At 58.2% G+C, this 14,366-nt stretch carries 17 protein-coding genes; 10 read left to right on the top strand and 7 right to left on the bottom strand.

Features of this window, described 5'->3' with window-relative positions; translation table 11 throughout:
• The first annotated feature begins 16 nt into the window (after positions 1-16).
• Genes ACR0B7_RS19685 through ACR0B7_RS19660 form a run of 6 tightly spaced genes read left to right on the top strand, consistent with a single transcriptional unit; the run spans position 17 to position 4,702 of the window.
• Positions 17-1,735 (top strand): sensor histidine kinase, encoded by a 1,719-nt coding sequence (locus ACR0B7_RS19685; protein WP_170485946.1) that lies wholly within the window; start codon positions 17-19, stop codon positions 1,733-1,735.
• Positions 1,736-1,738: 3 nt separating this feature from the next.
• Positions 1,739-2,209, top strand: coding sequence for a serine kinase (locus ACR0B7_RS19680; protein ID WP_170485945.1), 471 nt, complete (start codon positions 1,739-1,741; stop codon positions 2,207-2,209).
• On the top strand, positions 2,206-3,087 hold the full coding sequence (gene rapZ, locus ACR0B7_RS19675) for an RNase adapter RapZ (protein WP_170485944.1): 882 nt from the start codon (positions 2,206-2,208) through the stop codon (positions 3,085-3,087). The genes ACR0B7_RS19680 and rapZ overlap by 4 nt, the downstream gene beginning before the upstream one ends.
• Positions 3,084-3,491 carry a PTS sugar transporter subunit IIA domain-containing protein gene (locus ACR0B7_RS19670; RefSeq protein ID WP_170388288.1) on the top strand — a complete coding sequence of 136 codons (408 nt, stop codon included), beginning with the start codon at positions 3,084-3,086 and terminating at the stop codon, positions 3,489-3,491. Before rapZ ends, ACR0B7_RS19670 begins: the two co-directional genes overlap by 4 nt.
• Before the next feature lie 2 nt (positions 3,492-3,493).
• Positions 3,494-3,763 carry an HPr family phosphocarrier protein gene (locus ACR0B7_RS19665; protein ID WP_170485943.1) on the top strand — a complete coding sequence of 90 codons (270 nt, stop codon included), beginning with the start codon at positions 3,494-3,496 and terminating at the stop codon, positions 3,761-3,763.
• A gap of 39 nt (positions 3,764-3,802) precedes the next feature.
• On the top strand, positions 3,803-4,702 hold the full coding sequence (locus ACR0B7_RS19660; RefSeq protein WP_170485942.1) for a lysophospholipid acyltransferase family protein: 900 nt from the start codon (positions 3,803-3,805) through the stop codon (positions 4,700-4,702).
• 74 nt (positions 4,703-4,776) lie between these two features.
• Here the strand turns inward: ACR0B7_RS19660 and ACR0B7_RS19655 are convergent, their stop codons facing one another.
• The gene (locus ACR0B7_RS19655; RefSeq protein ID WP_170485941.1) at positions 4,777-5,652 is read right to left on the bottom strand and encodes a 3-hydroxybutyryl-CoA dehydrogenase; all 876 of its coding nucleotides are present in this window, start codon (positions 5,650-5,652) and stop codon (positions 4,777-4,779) included.
• Between the two features lie 162 nt (positions 5,653-5,814).
• On the opposite strand from ACR0B7_RS19655, the gene ACR0B7_RS19650 reads away from it, so the two are divergent.
• Positions 5,815-6,636 carry a DUF6473 family protein gene (locus tag ACR0B7_RS19650; protein ID WP_480682276.1) on the top strand — a complete coding sequence of 274 codons (822 nt, stop codon included), beginning with the start codon at positions 5,815-5,817 and terminating at the stop codon, positions 6,634-6,636.
• Positions 6,637-6,684: 48 nt separating this feature from the next.
• Here ACR0B7_RS19650 and ACR0B7_RS19645 read toward each other — a convergent pair whose 3' ends face one another.
• From ACR0B7_RS19645 to ACR0B7_RS19620, 6 genes are all read right to left on the bottom strand, one after another.
• A complete protein-coding gene (locus tag ACR0B7_RS19645) occupies positions 6,685-7,614 on the bottom strand; it encodes an electron transfer flavoprotein subunit alpha/FixB family protein (RefSeq protein ID WP_170485940.1) in 930 nt (309 codons plus the stop codon).
• Complete coding sequence (locus tag ACR0B7_RS19640) at positions 7,614-8,372, bottom strand: electron transfer flavoprotein subunit beta/FixA family protein (RefSeq protein WP_170388298.1); 759 nt, start codon at positions 8,370-8,372, stop codon at positions 7,614-7,616. Before ACR0B7_RS19640 ends, ACR0B7_RS19645 begins: the two co-directional genes overlap by 1 nt.
• 184 nt (positions 8,373-8,556) lie before the next feature.
• A complete protein-coding gene (locus ACR0B7_RS19635) occupies positions 8,557-9,129 on the bottom strand; it encodes a cob(I)yrinic acid a,c-diamide adenosyltransferase (protein ID WP_170485939.1) in 573 nt (190 codons plus the stop codon).
• Positions 9,130-9,333 carry a twin transmembrane helix small protein gene (locus ACR0B7_RS19630; RefSeq protein WP_170485938.1) on the bottom strand — a complete coding sequence of 68 codons (204 nt, stop codon included), beginning with the start codon at positions 9,331-9,333 and terminating at the stop codon, positions 9,130-9,132.
• Between the two features lie 80 nt (positions 9,334-9,413).
• Positions 9,414-10,241: an SDR family NAD(P)-dependent oxidoreductase gene (locus tag ACR0B7_RS19625; RefSeq protein ID WP_170485937.1), complete on the bottom strand. Its 828-nt coding sequence runs from the start codon at positions 10,239-10,241 to the stop codon at positions 9,414-9,416.
• A 69-nt stretch (positions 10,242-10,310) separates the two neighbouring features.
• Positions 10,311-10,922 (bottom strand): SH3 domain-containing protein, encoded by a 612-nt coding sequence (locus tag ACR0B7_RS19620; protein ID WP_480682272.1) that lies wholly within the window; start codon positions 10,920-10,922, stop codon positions 10,311-10,313.
• Positions 10,923-11,122: 200 nt separating this feature from the next.
• On the opposite strand from ACR0B7_RS19620, the gene parC reads away from it, so the two are divergent.
• The 3 genes from parC to ACR0B7_RS19605 form a co-directional block, all read left to right on the top strand.
• On the top strand, positions 11,123-13,471 hold the full coding sequence (gene parC, locus ACR0B7_RS19615; protein WP_170485936.1) for a DNA topoisomerase IV subunit A: 2,349 nt from the start codon (positions 11,123-11,125) through the stop codon (positions 13,469-13,471).
• Positions 13,472-13,568: 97 nt separating this feature from the next.
• Positions 13,569-14,162, top strand: coding sequence for a hypothetical protein (locus tag ACR0B7_RS19610; protein WP_170485935.1), 594 nt, complete (start codon positions 13,569-13,571; stop codon positions 14,160-14,162).
• Positions 14,163-14,275: 113 nt separating this feature from the next.
• Positions 14,276-14,366 (top strand): GTP-binding protein (locus ACR0B7_RS19605; RefSeq protein WP_215675807.1); only part of this gene is annotated, 91 nt, incomplete at its 3' end.

The following is a 14,366-nucleotide window of genomic DNA, read 5'->3' as shown; positions in this document are numbered from 1 at the left end:
AGGGTAGTTGGGGCACGTGCGCGATACGGAACAAGCCAGCGAATTGCGGGATGGAGATGTCGTTCTGGGCGATGACTGGGTCATCCCGCAGGATCCGGACTCGGCCGAGCTGCGTGCATCGCGCCGCCGCCGGAACCTGTTTTCGCTTCGCGGATCCCCTCTGGCCCGAAAGATCATAACCTTCAATCTGGTGGCTCTGGTCATTCTTGTGACCGGCTTATTGTATCTGGATGATTCCCGCGAGGAGAAGGTAAAGCAGACGGCACGCAACTTGTCCGGGGACGCCCTGCTTGTCAGCAATGTGTTTGAAGCGCAGCTAAGGCAAAACTCCATCGCGCTTTCCAATGGCAGCGCCGAGTTGGACGTAAAGGACACGCTTGCGGGGCTAAGCCTTCCCGTAGGGGGCGAGGTTTTTGTGTACGACGCCGCCGGTACTCTGATCGGTTGGACGCGGGGCGGGGCGGTCAGTGTTCAGATGCCCCACCTTCTCAGATCAGAGGCCGAGGTTCAGACAGGCAGCACGCTGATCAGTGACGCGCTGAATGCCGTGTGGACCGGGTTGTACAAGGTATTCACGAACGCCAACCCTGACGAAGCGCCAACGCTAGCGCAGCGCGTGCAGTCTTTGGTCCCCAGTGCGCTGCAGGGCGAGATGCAGGTTCAGGCTGTGAAAGACGGAGCAGGCGAAACCGTTATCGTGGCTGCCGCGCCCATCATACAGGACGGACAGCCTGTCGGGGCGGTCGCTATGGCCGGCCCTGCGGGTGAGATCGACGCACTGGCCCGTCGCGAGCAGGAGCGTATCCTGCAAATGTTCGTGGTCGCATTGCTGGTCTCCATCGGCCTCAGCCTTGTTCTGGCGTCTACGATCGCAAACCCCTTGGCGGATTTGGCCGCCGCTGCCGAGACAGGCAAGGACCGGGGGGCCGGGGTAAATCCGGGTCGTATTCGCATACCAGACCTTAGCGCCCGTCCGGATGAGATAGGCCGCCTCAGCCGGGCTTTGCGCGGCATGGTGAATGCGCTTTACAACCGTATTGATTCAAACGAGCAATTTGCGGCTGACGTATCGCACGAGATCAAGAACCCCTTGGCCAGCCTGCAATCTGCAGTGGGCACATTGCGCATGGTCAAGCGAGAGGATCAGCGTGAAAAACTGCTGAGCGTTATTGAGCATGACGTCCGCCGTCTCGACCGTCTGGTCAGCGATATCTCGAATGCGTCGCGTCTGGATGCCGAGCTGGTCAAGGAAGAAGAGCAGATGTTTGATCTGCTCAAGCTGCTCAGTAATATCAGCCAGTACCTAGGTGAAGACGCCAGGGCCAAGGGGGTCGAATATATCACCGACTTGCCGGCGCAACCAATCGAAATTAACGGGCTCGAGGCGCGTCTGGCGCAGGTGTTTGTCAACTTGATCACCAACGCGATTTCCTTCTGCGAAAACGGTGACGCTATCCGCGTGTGGGTGCGGCGTCGGGAAAACCGTGTTTTGATTGTTGTCGAGGATACCGGCCCCGGAATTCCCGAGCAGGCGCTGACCAAGGTCTTCAAAAGGTTCTATTCGCAGCGTCCACCCGAGCATTTTGGAAACAATTCCGGTCTCGGCCTGGCGATTTCCAAACAGATCGTTGAGGCGCATGGCGGTGTTATCTGGGCTGAGAATATCCGCCCCACCGAAGCGGATATTACCTCTGACCCGCTGGGTGCCCGTTTCGTCGTGGGCCTGCCTGTGTAGGTCATGAGCGGTCAGTTCCTCTTAGACGTCGCAGATCAAGACACAGCAATTCTTCATGCCACATGCGTAGCCGCCGAAGGGCGGGGGATGCTATTTGTCGGACGTTCTGGGGCGGGTAAGTCAGCACTCGGGTTGCAGATGATGGCGCTTGGTGCCGGTCTGGTCGCAGACGACCGGGTCGTTTTAAGGATGGAAGGCGATAGTGTTCTGGTCGACGTCCCTGCGCCCATAAGCGGATTGATTGAGGCGCGCGGCATTGGTCTGTTGCGGGCGCAACCGGTGGGGCCGGTTAAGCTGAGCTACGTGGTCGATCTGGACCAGTCAGAACCCGCGCGCCTGCCCGAAGTGGTTCAAATTCGCGCCCTGAGGCAAACTGTTCCCTTGCTACGCGGGGCGGGTGTCCCCAATTTGGCATCAGCTCTGATGCAATTACTGAGGATGGGGCGCGTAGACCCTGAATGGCCCAGCACATGACAAAGCAGCGGCGTATCGTTCTGGTGACCGGGCCTTCGGGTGCGGGCCGGTCGACAGCGATTCGGGTTCTCGAAGACCTCGGGTTTGAAGCGATTGATAACCTTCCCATGGGGCTTTTGCTGCACCTGTTGGAAGGGCCGGAAAATGACCGGCCAATGGCGCTGGGCATCGACGCCCGCAACCGGGAGTTTTCGACGATTGGGTTCATCGAACTGGCGGCCAAACTGCGGCGAATGGAGCAAGTCGACATGTCGACTTTGTATCTCGATTGCAGTGACGAGGTGCTGTTGCGCCGGTTTTCCGAAACACGCAGGCGTCATCCGGTGGCGGCAGACGCAAGTCCTGAAACCGGTGTTCGTCAGGAAAAGGAACTTTTGGCACCGATCCGCGAGTTTGCGGACATGCTGATTGATACAAGTCCGCTGAATGTCCACCAACTACGCGAAGAGGTCGAACGCTGGTTTGCACCGCAGAGCGGTCGACACCTGGCGGTATCCATCGAATCATTCTCTTATAAAAGAGGGTTGCCGCGCGGACTGGATATGGTTTTTGACTGTCGATTCCTGGCCAACCCCTATTGGCGCCCGGAACTAAGGGCCGAGGATGGTCGAAACCCGGATGTGGCGCGCTATGTTCAGTCAGACGCGAACTATGCGCCGTTTTTCGACCGGGTCGTTGATTTGCTCAGGCACTTGCTGCCTGCTTATCGGGCCGAGGGCAAAGCGCACCTGTCCGTGGCCTTCGGCTGCACCGGGGGACAACATAGATCGGTTGCCACCGCCGAAGCCGTTGCAAAGGCTCTTGCGGAGGAGGGGCAGCAAGTGGCAATTAGGCACCGCGAAATGGAACGTCGATCGTTGAATGTGAGGCCGGATTGATCGGGATCGTACTCGTAGCACATGGTGGGCTGGCTCAGGAATATCTGGCCGCGATGCAGCATGTGGTCGGACAACAATCTGGCTTGGTTGCGATCTCGATTGAGGCAGATCATGATCGCGACGCCAAGCAGGCCGAGATCTGCGCGGCTGCTGACAGTGTGGACGTCGGCGACGGGGTCGTCGTTGTCACGGATCTATTTGGCGGCAGCCCCTCGAATCTGAGTCTGCGCGCCTGCGCACCGCAGGATCGACGTATCCTTTACGGTGCAAATCTGCCTATGTTGATTAAACTGGCCAAATCCCGCCATCTGCCTGTCGGCGACGCTGTAAGGCAGGCGATGGAGGCTGGACGCAAATACATCAATGCCCAAAATGTGACGCTGGACGAAGACCGGACCGATTAAGAATGACAACCCGAAGTTTGAAAATAATCAATGAAAAGGGCTTGCACGCCCGTGCCTCGGCTAAACTGGTCGAGGTGGTCGAAGGGTTCGACGCTCAGGCCGAAGTGTCAAAAGACGGGCTTTCTGCGTCTGGCGACAGCATAATGGGTCTTTTGATGTTGGCAGCATCGCGTGGAACGACTATTGACGTCGAGACATCCGGACCGGATGCTGAGGCGTTGGCTGATGCGCTGGAAACCTTGGTGAACGACAAGTTCGGGGAAGGGTTCTGACCGCACCTGCCGCGATAAGAAGAACGGGAAGACCAGGATTTGGCGGAAACAACGCACGAGACCAAGACAGGCCCGGTTGTGAATGGGGCCGAGGACCAGGGCGAAGTCTACGACCGTAGAACCCTGACCTACGCAAACTCTTTCGACGATGCCTGGACTGCAACCGCGATCCGCGCCATTGAATGGTGTACGGGTAAGCTGACTATTCTGCGCATGGTCAACAAGTTCGAGAAAAAGAACGAATACTATCGCGGCCAACGGTTCTGGGGCGGCGCGCTCGAGGTGATGGGTATCGACCTCACCACCCCAGAAGAACAGATCGCGCGTATCCCAAAGACCGGACCGGTGGTCGTGGTGGCCAACCACCCGCATGGCATGGTCGACGGCATGATTTTGGCTGAATTGATCGGTCAGGTCCGCAGCGACTATCGTATCCTGACGCGCTCGGTTTTGACTGGTCTGGATGAAGCCGCGACCTCTTTCATGATTCCCGTGCCTTTTCCACATGACCCGGAAGCACAGGCCAAAATGCTCGAAATGCGCGGAAAGGCGATGGACCATCTTAAAAATGGTGGGGTGGTTGCCCTGTTCCCTTCGGGCGTCGTGATGTCGTCGGATGACTGGTTTGGCCCCGCGATCGAGCAAGAGTGGAATGTTTTCACGGCCAAGATGATTCGGCGATCGGGCGCACGGGTTGTGCCTATCTTTTTCCCGGGCAGCAACTCGCGCGCATACCAGATAGCCAATAAAATGTCTGCTATTCTACGTCAGGGGCTTCTGCTGCACGAGATCGTCCGCTCCTGCAACAAGCCGCAATCACCCGTCATCGGCGACCCGGTTTCAGACGAAGACATGCAATTGCTCGAACGTGACCCACGCGGCTTCATGGCCTGGCTCCGCAAGCACACGTTGGGGCTTGGCGAGTCGCTCAAGCCCTGATCCGTATCTTCATCTGGCTAAAAATATCCCGGGGGTGAGCCCGGATAAAATCCGGGCGAGGGGGCTGGCCCCCTTTACCGAGTCGGGACGGGCATTTCACCCCGGTAATCATAAAACCCGCGCTGCGTTTTGCGCCCCAACCATCCGGCCTCGACGTATTTCGTCAACAGAGGGCAGGGGCGGTATTTGGTGTCGGCCAGTCCGTCATGCAGAACATTCATGATCGCCAGGCACGTGTCCAGGCCGATGAAATCTGCCAGTTCCAGCGGGCCCATCGGATGATTGGCACCTAACTTCATGGACTGGTCAATGGACTGTACGTTCCCAACCCCTTCATACAGGGTATAAACCGCCTCGTTGATCATCGGCATCAGGATTCGGTTCACGATAAAGGCCGGGAAGTCCTCGGCGCTGGCCGCTGTTTTTCCCAGCCGATCCACGACGGTCTTGCACGCGCTGAAAGTCTCTTCGTCGGTGGCGATACCACGGATCAGTTCGACCAGTTGCATGACCGGCACCGGGTTCATGAAGTGGAAGCCCATAAAGCGTTCCGGGCGGTCAGTACGGCTGGCCAGTCGCGTAATAGAGATCGACGAGGTGTTCGATGTCAGAATCGTATGCGGCAACAAATGCGGTTGAAGGTCCTCGAAAATCGCCTGCTTGATCGCCTCACGTTCTGTTGCCGCTTCGATCACCAAATCTGTTTGCCCCAGCGCCGGCAATTCAAGCGTGGTTTGGATACGGTTGAGGGCGGCCTGCATCGCTTCGTCAGAAATCTTTCCGCGTGACGCTTGGCGCGCCATGTTCCCTTCGATGGTCGCCATCGCACTGTCTAGCGCGTCCTGATTTACGTCGTTCAGCAGAACGTCGTAATCCGCCAGGGCGAGGACATGGGCAATACCATTCCCCATCTGGCCTGCGCCAATCACTCCGACTGATTTTACATCCATATTCTGGTGCCTTTGTGCAACGGGTTAGGGCGACAATATCGACAGTTTGGGTCGGGCGGCAAGGGTATCAAGTACTGCGGATTTGCTTCAAATGCGCACATTAGGAATTTCTCAAGATTTGCGGCTGCATGATGGCACCCGGGTGAAAAATGGGTGAGTGATATGAGCTATCATCAAACAGGCTCGGGGGGACCCGAGGATGCCGTTTGTCAATACGGCGAGTCGCGTCTTTGGTTTCGCGGGCCGCAGCGATCCTTGGATACGCCTTTCATGGCGTGCGTAGGCGGGAACGAAACTTTCGGCCGCTTTGTCGAGCGTCCCTTCCTCACGATCCTCGAAGGAAAACTGGACCGGAGGTGCCTGAATCTCGGCAGTTTGTCTTGCGGTGTTGACGCTTTGTGTGGCGATGCGGGTTTACGATCGGTGCTAAACAACGCGGACTTATGCGTCCTGCAAGCACCAGATGTTCTGGGGCAATCGAATCGCTTTTACAGGTTGCATCCGCGGCGGAACGATCGGTTTCTAGCGCCGACTGAGGATTTGGTCTCGTTGTACCCAGAAGTCGATTTCGCGGATGTCCATTTCGTGCACCATCTTGCGACTTTGCTGCAAGGGCAGCAGGACGCGCGTTTTGAAGCTGTAGCTGAAGAACTGCGCAAGTGTTGGGTTGCCCAATTGTGCGATCTGCTGGAATCCCTGAAAACACCAGTGATTCTTATGAACTTGCGTGTTCTGAGGCAATCCGACGGATCTGAGCCAGCACAGGACGCAGAAGTTCCCGTCTCAGATGAAATGCTAGACGCGCTGCGTCCACTTTGTCTTGAGATCGTTGAGATATCCGCCAGCGTATCCGGCCAGTCAGACGAGCTGGAAGATATGTTGTTCGGAACGATGCAGCAGCCGATGGCTGAGCACATGATTGGGCCGGCCGCACATAGGGCGATCGCCGAAGTGCTTGTTAACAGGGTGAGGGACCTGCAATGAAAAAGGCCCGCCGATTGGCGGGCCTTCTTTTCAATGCGAAGCGTGGGCTTAGCCCAGCTTCTCGGTCAGCTCCGGCACCGCCTGGAACAGGTCGGCAACCAGACCGAAATCGGCAACCTGGAAGATCGGCGCTTCTTCGTCCTTGTTGATCGCAACGATGACCTTGGAGTCTTTCATGCCGGCCAAGTGCTGAATCGCGCCCGAGATGCCAACCGCGACATACAGGTCCGGGGCAACAACCTTACCGGTCTGACCCACCTGCCAGTCGTTCGGGGCATAGCCCGAGTCAACCGCCGCACGCGATGCGCCGACAGCAGCGCCCAGCTTGTCGGCCAGAGTTTCGATCAGTTTGAAGTCCTCTTCCGAGCCAACGCCACGGCCGCCCGAAACAACGACACCAGCCGAGGTCAGCTCGGGGCGGTCGCTTTCGGCAACCTTGTCTTCAACCCACGAGGACAGACCGGCATCGGCACCGACCGAGATGGTCTCAACCGCAGCCGAACCGCCTTCGCCCGCTGCGTCGAAGGACGCGGTGCGGAAGGTGACGACTTTCTTGGTGTCAGACGACTTTACGGTCTGGATCGCGTTGCCCGCATAGATCGGACGCTCGAAGGTCGAGCCGTCAACCACGCCGGACGCATCCGAGATCACCATCACGTCCAGAAGGGCCGCAACGCGCGGCATCACGTTCTTGGCGTCGGTGGTGGCGGGTGCAACGATATGCTCGTACCCATCGGCCAGACCAGCGATCAGGGCCGCAGTCGATTCCGCCAGGCGGTGGCCCAGCGACTCGTCTTCGGCAACCAGAACCTTGGCCACACCGTCGATCTTGGCAGCGGCTTCACCAGCAGCAGCGGCAGAGCCACCCGCGGCCAGAACGGTCACGTCACCCAGCGATTTCGCGGCGTTGACGGCTTTGGCGGTGGCGTCCAGCGCCAGTTCACCATTGTTGACTTCGGCGAGAAGAAGAACAGCCATTACACAGCCCCCGCTTCTTTGAGTTTCGCAACCAGCTCGTCGACCGAGCCTACGACGATACCAGCGGCACGTGCCGGCGGCTCTTCGGTTTTGACGATTTCCAGACGGGGCGAGACGTCGACGCCGTAATCGGCGGCGGTTTTCTCGTCCAGCGGCTTTTTCTTCGCCTTCATGATGTTGGGCAGCGACGCATAGCGCGGCTCGTTCAGGCGCAGGTCAACGGTCACGATAGTCGGCATCTTGACGCTGATGGTCTGCAGGCCGCCGTCCACCTCGCGGGTGATCTTGGCGGTGTCGCCTTCAATGTCGACTTCCGACGCGAAGGTGCCTTGCGACCAGCCCAGCAGGGCCGACAGCATTTGACCGGTGGCGTTCATGTCGTTGTCGATCGACTGCTTGCCCGCCAGAACCAGACCGGGCTGCTCTTCCTCGACCACTTTGGCGAGGATCTTGGCAACGGCCAGCGGTTCGATGTCCTGATGGACGTCGTCGGCTGCAACAACCAGAATGGCGCGGTCGGCACCCATGGCCAGAGCGGTCCGCAGCGTTTCCTGCGCCTGCTTTACGCCGATCGACACGGCGACGACTTCGTCGGCCTTGCCTGCTTCTTTCAGGCGGATCGCCTCTTCGACGGCGATTTCGTCGAACGGGTTCATCGACATTTTGACATTGGCGAGATCGACACCGCTACCGTCCGCTTTAACGCGGACCTTCACATTATAGTCAATCACGCGTTTGACAGGCACGAGTACCTTCATTTTGCGCTTTCTCCTTACAAATCCGGTAAGCCGCGAAGCGACTCCACCAATGCTCTCGGGGGTCTGAATAGCGTTTCAATTCGAGTGGCAACAGAGCAAAATCGTCACGTCATGGACTTGGGACGTCGCGTTTCGTGTTTTTTGACGCAACGGCGCGCAATAAAATTGCTTGCCCAATGACGAGTTAGCGGTTCGCGCCGGGAATCCACAGCACATCCGCCGTGCCGTTTTCATTTGCGCATCGGGCCGCCACAAAGAACCAGTCGCTGAGACGGTTAAGGTATTTAACAGCCACCTCGTTCACCGGCTCCATGTTTGTCAACTCGACGGCCAGCCGTTCGGCGCGGCGTGACACTGTGCGGCAGACATGCAGATGAGCCGCCAAACGAGACCCGCCCGGCAGGATGAAGCTGCGCAACGGCTCCAGCGTTTCGTTCATCGCGTCTATCTCGGCCTCTAACCTATCGATCTGGGCTGGTACGATCCGAAGCGGGGGATAGTCGGCCTCGGCGTCTTTTTCCATGTCGGGGCGGCAAAAATCGGCCCCCAGATCGAACAAGTCGTTCTGGATACGCGACAGCGCGGCCTCGACCTCGCCTTCGGCCTCGGTGCGGGCAACGCCGACTAAAGAGTTTAGCTCATCCACGGTGCCATAGGCGGCCACGCGGCCCGAGTATTTTGCGACACGTTCGCCGTTACCCAGCGCGGTTTTGCCGTCATCGCCGGTGCGCGTGTAGATTTTATTGAGAACGACCATCTATTGAACTCCTTGTCCGCGCAGCCAGACGTAGAGCACGATCAGTATTACGGCAATGAATTGAAACAGGATGCGCAGGCGCATCATCTTGTTGCTTTTCATCGCGGCTTCCTTGCCGCTTTTGCCGAAATTCGAGATGCCGATCGCCAGCACGACGACAACAGCAGCCATTGCCAACAGTAGGACGACCATCAGTAGGTCCATGAGTACACCGTCCGCGTTACTTGTTTCGTTGGGCTATCATCTAGCCTCGGACGCTCAAAAAGCGAACGGGTAATTTCGCCTCAGACGTCCGACAGGATACGGTCGATTGTGCGCGTGGGAAGGAACCGACGCAGGTAACCGGCGATATAAGTCGGCGTGGTGACATAGTACCGGGCGCGCGGGCGTTTTGATTCCACAGCATGAGCCAGCTTGTCGGTCACCGCTGACGCAGGCAGCTCGAACCGGTCCGGCCCCGAGGATTCGTACAGTCTTTTCAATAACGAGGCTTCGTATTTCTCGCGCAGGGCCGAGTTTTCCCAGTTGATGAAACGCTCGAAGAAAGGGATCGAATTCTCGCGGATTTTTGACGTGATCGGGCCGGGTTCGATCAGGATGGCCTTGATGTTCGTTCCTGCCAGTTCCAGGCGCAGCGTGTCCGTCAGCCCTTCGACCGCATATTTGGTGGCCACATAAGCGCCCCGCCACGGAAAAGCGACAAGGCCCAGAACCGACGAGTTTTGAACGATTCGCCCGTGGCCCTGCGCGCGCATGATCGGGATGATTTGGCGCGTGAGCTCGTGCCAGCCGAAAAAGTTTGCCTCGAAGATCGTGCGCAAACCGTCTGTGGGCAAATCTTCAACCGCCCCCGGCAATCCATGTGCGCCGTTGTTGAAAACCGCGTCCAACGTGCCGCCGGTTGCATCCAGCACTTCCGCGAGGCCGGATGTGATGCTTTCGCTGTCGGTATAGTCAATGCGCGGGCTGTCAAAACCCTGCGCGCGCAGCCGGTCGCAGTCACGCTGCTGGCGGCAGGACGCGAAAACACGCCACCCTCGCGCACGCATCCCATGCGCAGCGTCAAGTCCGATGCCAGAGGAGCAGCCGGTGATAAGAATGGTTTTCTGCATGGTCTTCCTGAAATTTATCCTGCGCCAAAGCTATGGCGAGGCATGGATCAGGACAATGTTGGCACTGCGTCACTCTGCGATTTTTCTGACCAGAGAGGCAGATATCCATCCGACCTGTTGCGCGGGCAACACGCGAAGCCGCAGCCATCCGGTGCCCGAGTCGCTTAGGACTTCGACCTTCTGGCCAATGCTCACTTTGCCAACGATCGGGTAGATCGTGCCCGGACCGTCGCGCATGTTCACACGCGTCCCCGAAATTTCACGGATGTCCTTTTGTGGCTCTGGAATCGCAGGCGTTTCCGCCTCTGCTTGTTGCTCGGGTTCGGTGACTTGACGAAGCCCGGTCAGCCCATCCTCAAGCGAGGCAAGGGTAATATTTGCGCTTGGATCATCGAAAGCCGGCAGGCTTGAAAAGGACTCGAGAGTGGCCGGTTCGGGCAAAATCTCGACGATGTCTTCTTTTGTGAGGATAGGCTTTACGCTCACCGTCGGCGTGCGCGCGGCAACATTCGTCACCAGTTGTTCGGCACGAGTGTGTTGCAGGGCTACCTGCTCCGGAGGGGAGGTGACACGCTCCGGCTTCGCGGTTCGCACTCCGCGCGGCTCAAAATCGGCACCGTCACTCATGACATAGAAACACCATCCGAGTGCGGCAAAGGTAGCAAGAACAAGGCGCGACATGGCGCATCCCCCGGTAAAAGAAAAACGTGAAATAGACGGCAGTATAATACGTGAAAGCCTAACATAATCTTTTAGCCGAGTCGAAAGATTGGGGGAAATCCTGAGCTTGCCTCCCCCTGTTGCATAAAGCGCCACTTGTCCCCAGCAAAATGCGTGCTGGTTGCTTTACCGCAGCGCGGTTGCGTCGTATCACATCATATATGAACGACACGATCGACGACCCCAACATGGAGACCCCTGAGACCGGGGGCGAGATAGCTGAACCGCTGCGCCGCGCGATTGGCGAACGCTATCTGACCTATGCGCTATCCACCATCATGCACCGGGCGCTGCCCGATGCGCGGGACGGGCTAAAGCCGGTTCACCGGAGAATTCTGTACGCGATGCGCGAGTTGCGACTCAGCGCGACGGGGGGATTCCGTAAGTCAGCCAAAATCTCGGGCGACGTGATGGGTAACTATCACCCGCATGGCGACGCAGCGATCTACGACGCGATGGCGCGTTTGGCGCAGGATTTCAACGTGCGCTACCCGTTGGTCGACGGGCAGGGGAATTTCGGCAATATCGACGGCGACAACCCTGCGGCCTCGCGATACACCGAGGCGCGGATGACCATCGTGGCCGAGGCGCTGCTTGAAGGTCTGAATGAAGACGCTGTCGATTTCCGCGACAACTATGACGGCACCCTGACCGAGCCGGTCGTGCTGCCCGCGCAGTTCCCGAACCTGCTGGCGAACGGAGCCAGCGGTATTGCGGTGGGCATGGCGACGAATATCCCGCCGCACAATATCTCAGAGCTTTGCGACGCCTGTCTGCATCTGATCAAAACGCCAGATGCGCGTGACGACACATTGTTGAACTACGTTCCCGGCCCGGATTTCCCGACAGGTGGCGTGATCGTCGAGCCGCCCGAGAATATCGCGCAAGCCTATCGCACCGGGCGCGGGTCGTTCCGCCTGCGCTGTAAGTTCGAGGTTGAAGACCTCGGACGCGGCCAGTGGCAGATCGTGGTCACCGAGATTCCCTATCAGGTTCAGAAGTCCAAGCTGATCGAAAAGATCGCGGAACTGATCCAGACCAAGAAAATCCCGATCCTCGCCGACGTACGCGACGAATCCGCCGATGACATCCGCCTGATCCTTGAACCGCGCTCCAAGAACGTGGACCCCGAGGTGCTGATGGGCATGCTCTATCGCAACTCTGACCTTGAGATCCGGTTCAGCCTGAACATGAACGTGCTGATCGACGGGGTGACACCCAAGGTCTGCTCGATGAAGGAAGTGCTGCGCGCCTTCCTCGATCACCGGCAAGAGGTTCTGCTGCGCCGTTCGCGTCACCGCATGGCGAAGATCGACCACCGGCTTGAGGTGTTGGAGGGCTTCATCGTTGCCTTCCTGAACCTCGACCGTGTGATCGACATAATCCGCTATGATGAAGACCCAAAAGCCGCGCTGATGCGCGAGGATTGGGGCATCGACCATGTTCGCGCGACCGATGAGTCCGACTATGTCTCGCCTAAACCGGGCGAGGGCGAACTGTCCGAAGTCCAGGCCGACGCGATCCTCAACATGCGCCTGCGCAGCTTGCGCCGTCTCGAAGAGATGGAACTGGTGCGCGAGCGTGATGAACTGATGCTGGAACGCGCCAATCTCGAAGACCTGCTGGCCGACCCCGCCCTGCAATGGGCCAAGATCGCCGAGCAGTTGAAAGAGACCAAGAAGACATTCGGCAAAGATTACGAAGGCGGCGCGCGCCGCAGCCAGTTTGCCGAAGCCGGGAATGTGGAAGAAGTGCCGCTTGAAGCGATGATCGACAAGGAACCGATCACGGTCGTCTGCTCTCAGATGGGTTGGATTCGCGCCATGACGGGTCACATTGATCTGAAGCGCGAGCTCAAGTTCAAGGATGGCGACGGTCCGCGTTTTATCTTCCATGCCGAAACCACCGACCGTCTGCTGGTGTTTGCATCGAACGGACGATTCTACACGGTCAGCGCAGCCAACCTGCCCGGCGGACGCGGCATGGGTGAGCCGCTGCGCCTGATGGTGGACCTGCCGAACGAGGCACAGATCATCGACATCATGATCCACAAGCCGGGGCGCAAGCTGCTGGTGGCCTCGGATGCAGGCAACGGCTTCATGGTGCCCGAGGATGACGTTCTGGCGCAGACCCGCAATGGCAAGCAGGTTTTGAACGTCAAAGGCGACGAAACCGCGATGATCTGTAAGCCGGTTCAGGGCGATCATGTGGCTGTGGTTTCCCAGAACGGTAAGTTCCTTGTATTTCCTGTCGAAGAGCTGCCTGAAATGGGGCGTGGCAAAGGCGTGCGCCTGCAGAAATACAACATGGCACGCGGACGGCAGGGAACGCTGGAGCTGGATGGCGGGCTGTCGGACCTTACGACCTTTCACTGGGAAGACGGGCTTAAATGGTCCATGGGCGGTGACAAAACACGGCACGAGGCCGATATGTCCCAGTGGCTTGCGAAACGCGCCAGCGTTGGGAAAAAGCCGCCTTACGGGTTCCCGCGCGACTATAAATTCTCGTGATCGCGCGGCCACAACAACTGAATTCTTTCGATCCAGCTTGGCACAAGTTGGGTTGGTGCGCTAAATCAAAGAAAAACAGGCCCATCGAGACGAGATCATGTTACGCATTCTGACCTTGATAACCGGATTGACCCTGCTGGGCGCGTGCGCGCAGACGCAGCTATACGAAGAACCCGAGTCGCTGGGGGAATTCAAGCTGCGTGTGAACTATGCCTTTGCTGACAAGGCAGTGCAGGGTCCGGTATCCCGCGACGCCACGCCGGATGAATGGACGGCGGCGATTCAGAACGCTGTGGATGTCCGCTTGGGCCGGTATGAGGGCGCGCAGGAATACGATATCGGTATCAGTCTCGAAGGATACATGCTGGCCCCGCCGGGCATTCCGGTCATCTACAACCCCAAAAGCACGGCGATTGTTCTGGTTAACGTCTATGACGTGAAGAACAAGGAATTCCTGGCTAAGGGAAAACAGTTTCAGGTTCTGGAAGATACAACCGGTGAAAGTGCCCTGACAGGGTCGGGAAATACGCGGACCAAAGAAGAGCAAATGAGCGGTCTGGCCCTGAAGGTTGCGGACCGAGTCGAAGAGTGGTTGGCCGAAGAACATGACGAGAACGGCTGGTTCCAACGCCGCCCTGACCTGATACAACCTCTCGATTCCTCCGAGGTTCTGCAAAATCCGGCGTCTTAACCTGCTTTTAACGCAGGATGTGCTTGATTTTCCCCTGCGAACCAAATATCTCGCGCGCGCAGATGTAACCACGGGACCAAGGGTCCCCCAAATCGCAAAAGGGCGCCTGAGGAATGGCAAAGGAAAAGTTTGAGCGTACAAAACCGCACGTCAACATCGGCACGATTGGCCACGTTGACCATGGTAAGACGACGCTGACCGCAG

The organism is Ruegeria sp. BB6 (assembly GCF_056539385.1).
This window is presented reverse-complemented; position numbering and strand designations above follow the sequence as displayed.

Excerpts from the sequence above, each read along its gene's own strand:
- ACR0B7_RS19680 (WP_170485945.1), top strand. The coding sequence starts at position 1,739 with ATGAGCGGTCAGTTCCTCTTAGACGTCGCAGATCAAGACACAGCAATT.
- rapZ (WP_170485944.1), top strand. The coding sequence starts at position 2,206 with ATGACAAAGCAGCGGCGTATCGTTCTGGTGACCGGGCCTTCGGGTGCG.
- ACR0B7_RS19665 (WP_170485943.1), top strand. The coding sequence starts at position 3,494 with ATGACAACCCGAAGTTTGAAAATAATCAATGAAAAGGGCTTGCACGCC.
- ACR0B7_RS19655 (WP_170485941.1), bottom strand. The coding sequence starts at position 5,652 with ATGGATGTAAAATCAGTCGGAGTGATTGGCGCAGGCCAGATGGGGAAT.
- ACR0B7_RS19650 (WP_480682276.1), top strand. The coding sequence starts at position 5,815 with ATGAGCTATCATCAAACAGGCTCGGGGGGACCCGAGGATGCCGTTTGT.
- ACR0B7_RS19645 (WP_170485940.1), bottom strand. The coding sequence starts at position 7,614 with ATGGCTGTTCTTCTTCTCGCCGAAGTCAACAATGGTGAACTGGCGCTG.
- ACR0B7_RS19640 (WP_170388298.1), bottom strand. The coding sequence starts at position 8,372 with ATGAAGGTACTCGTGCCTGTCAAACGCGTGATTGACTATAATGTGAAG.
- ACR0B7_RS19635 (WP_170485939.1), bottom strand. The coding sequence starts at position 9,129 with ATGGTCGTTCTCAATAAAATCTACACGCGCACCGGCGATGACGGCAAA.
- ACR0B7_RS19630 (WP_170485938.1), bottom strand. The coding sequence starts at position 9,333 with ATGGACCTACTGATGGTCGTCCTACTGTTGGCAATGGCTGCTGTTGTC.
- ACR0B7_RS19625 (WP_170485937.1), bottom strand. The coding sequence starts at position 10,241 with ATGCAGAAAACCATTCTTATCACCGGCTGCTCCTCTGGCATCGGACTT.
- ACR0B7_RS19620 (WP_480682272.1), bottom strand. The coding sequence starts at position 10,922 with ATGTCGCGCCTTGTTCTTGCTACCTTTGCCGCACTCGGATGGTGTTTC.
- parC (WP_170485936.1), top strand. The coding sequence starts at position 11,123 with ATGAACGACACGATCGACGACCCCAACATGGAGACCCCTGAGACCGGG.
- ACR0B7_RS19610 (WP_170485935.1), top strand. The coding sequence starts at position 13,569 with ATGTTACGCATTCTGACCTTGATAACCGGATTGACCCTGCTGGGCGCG.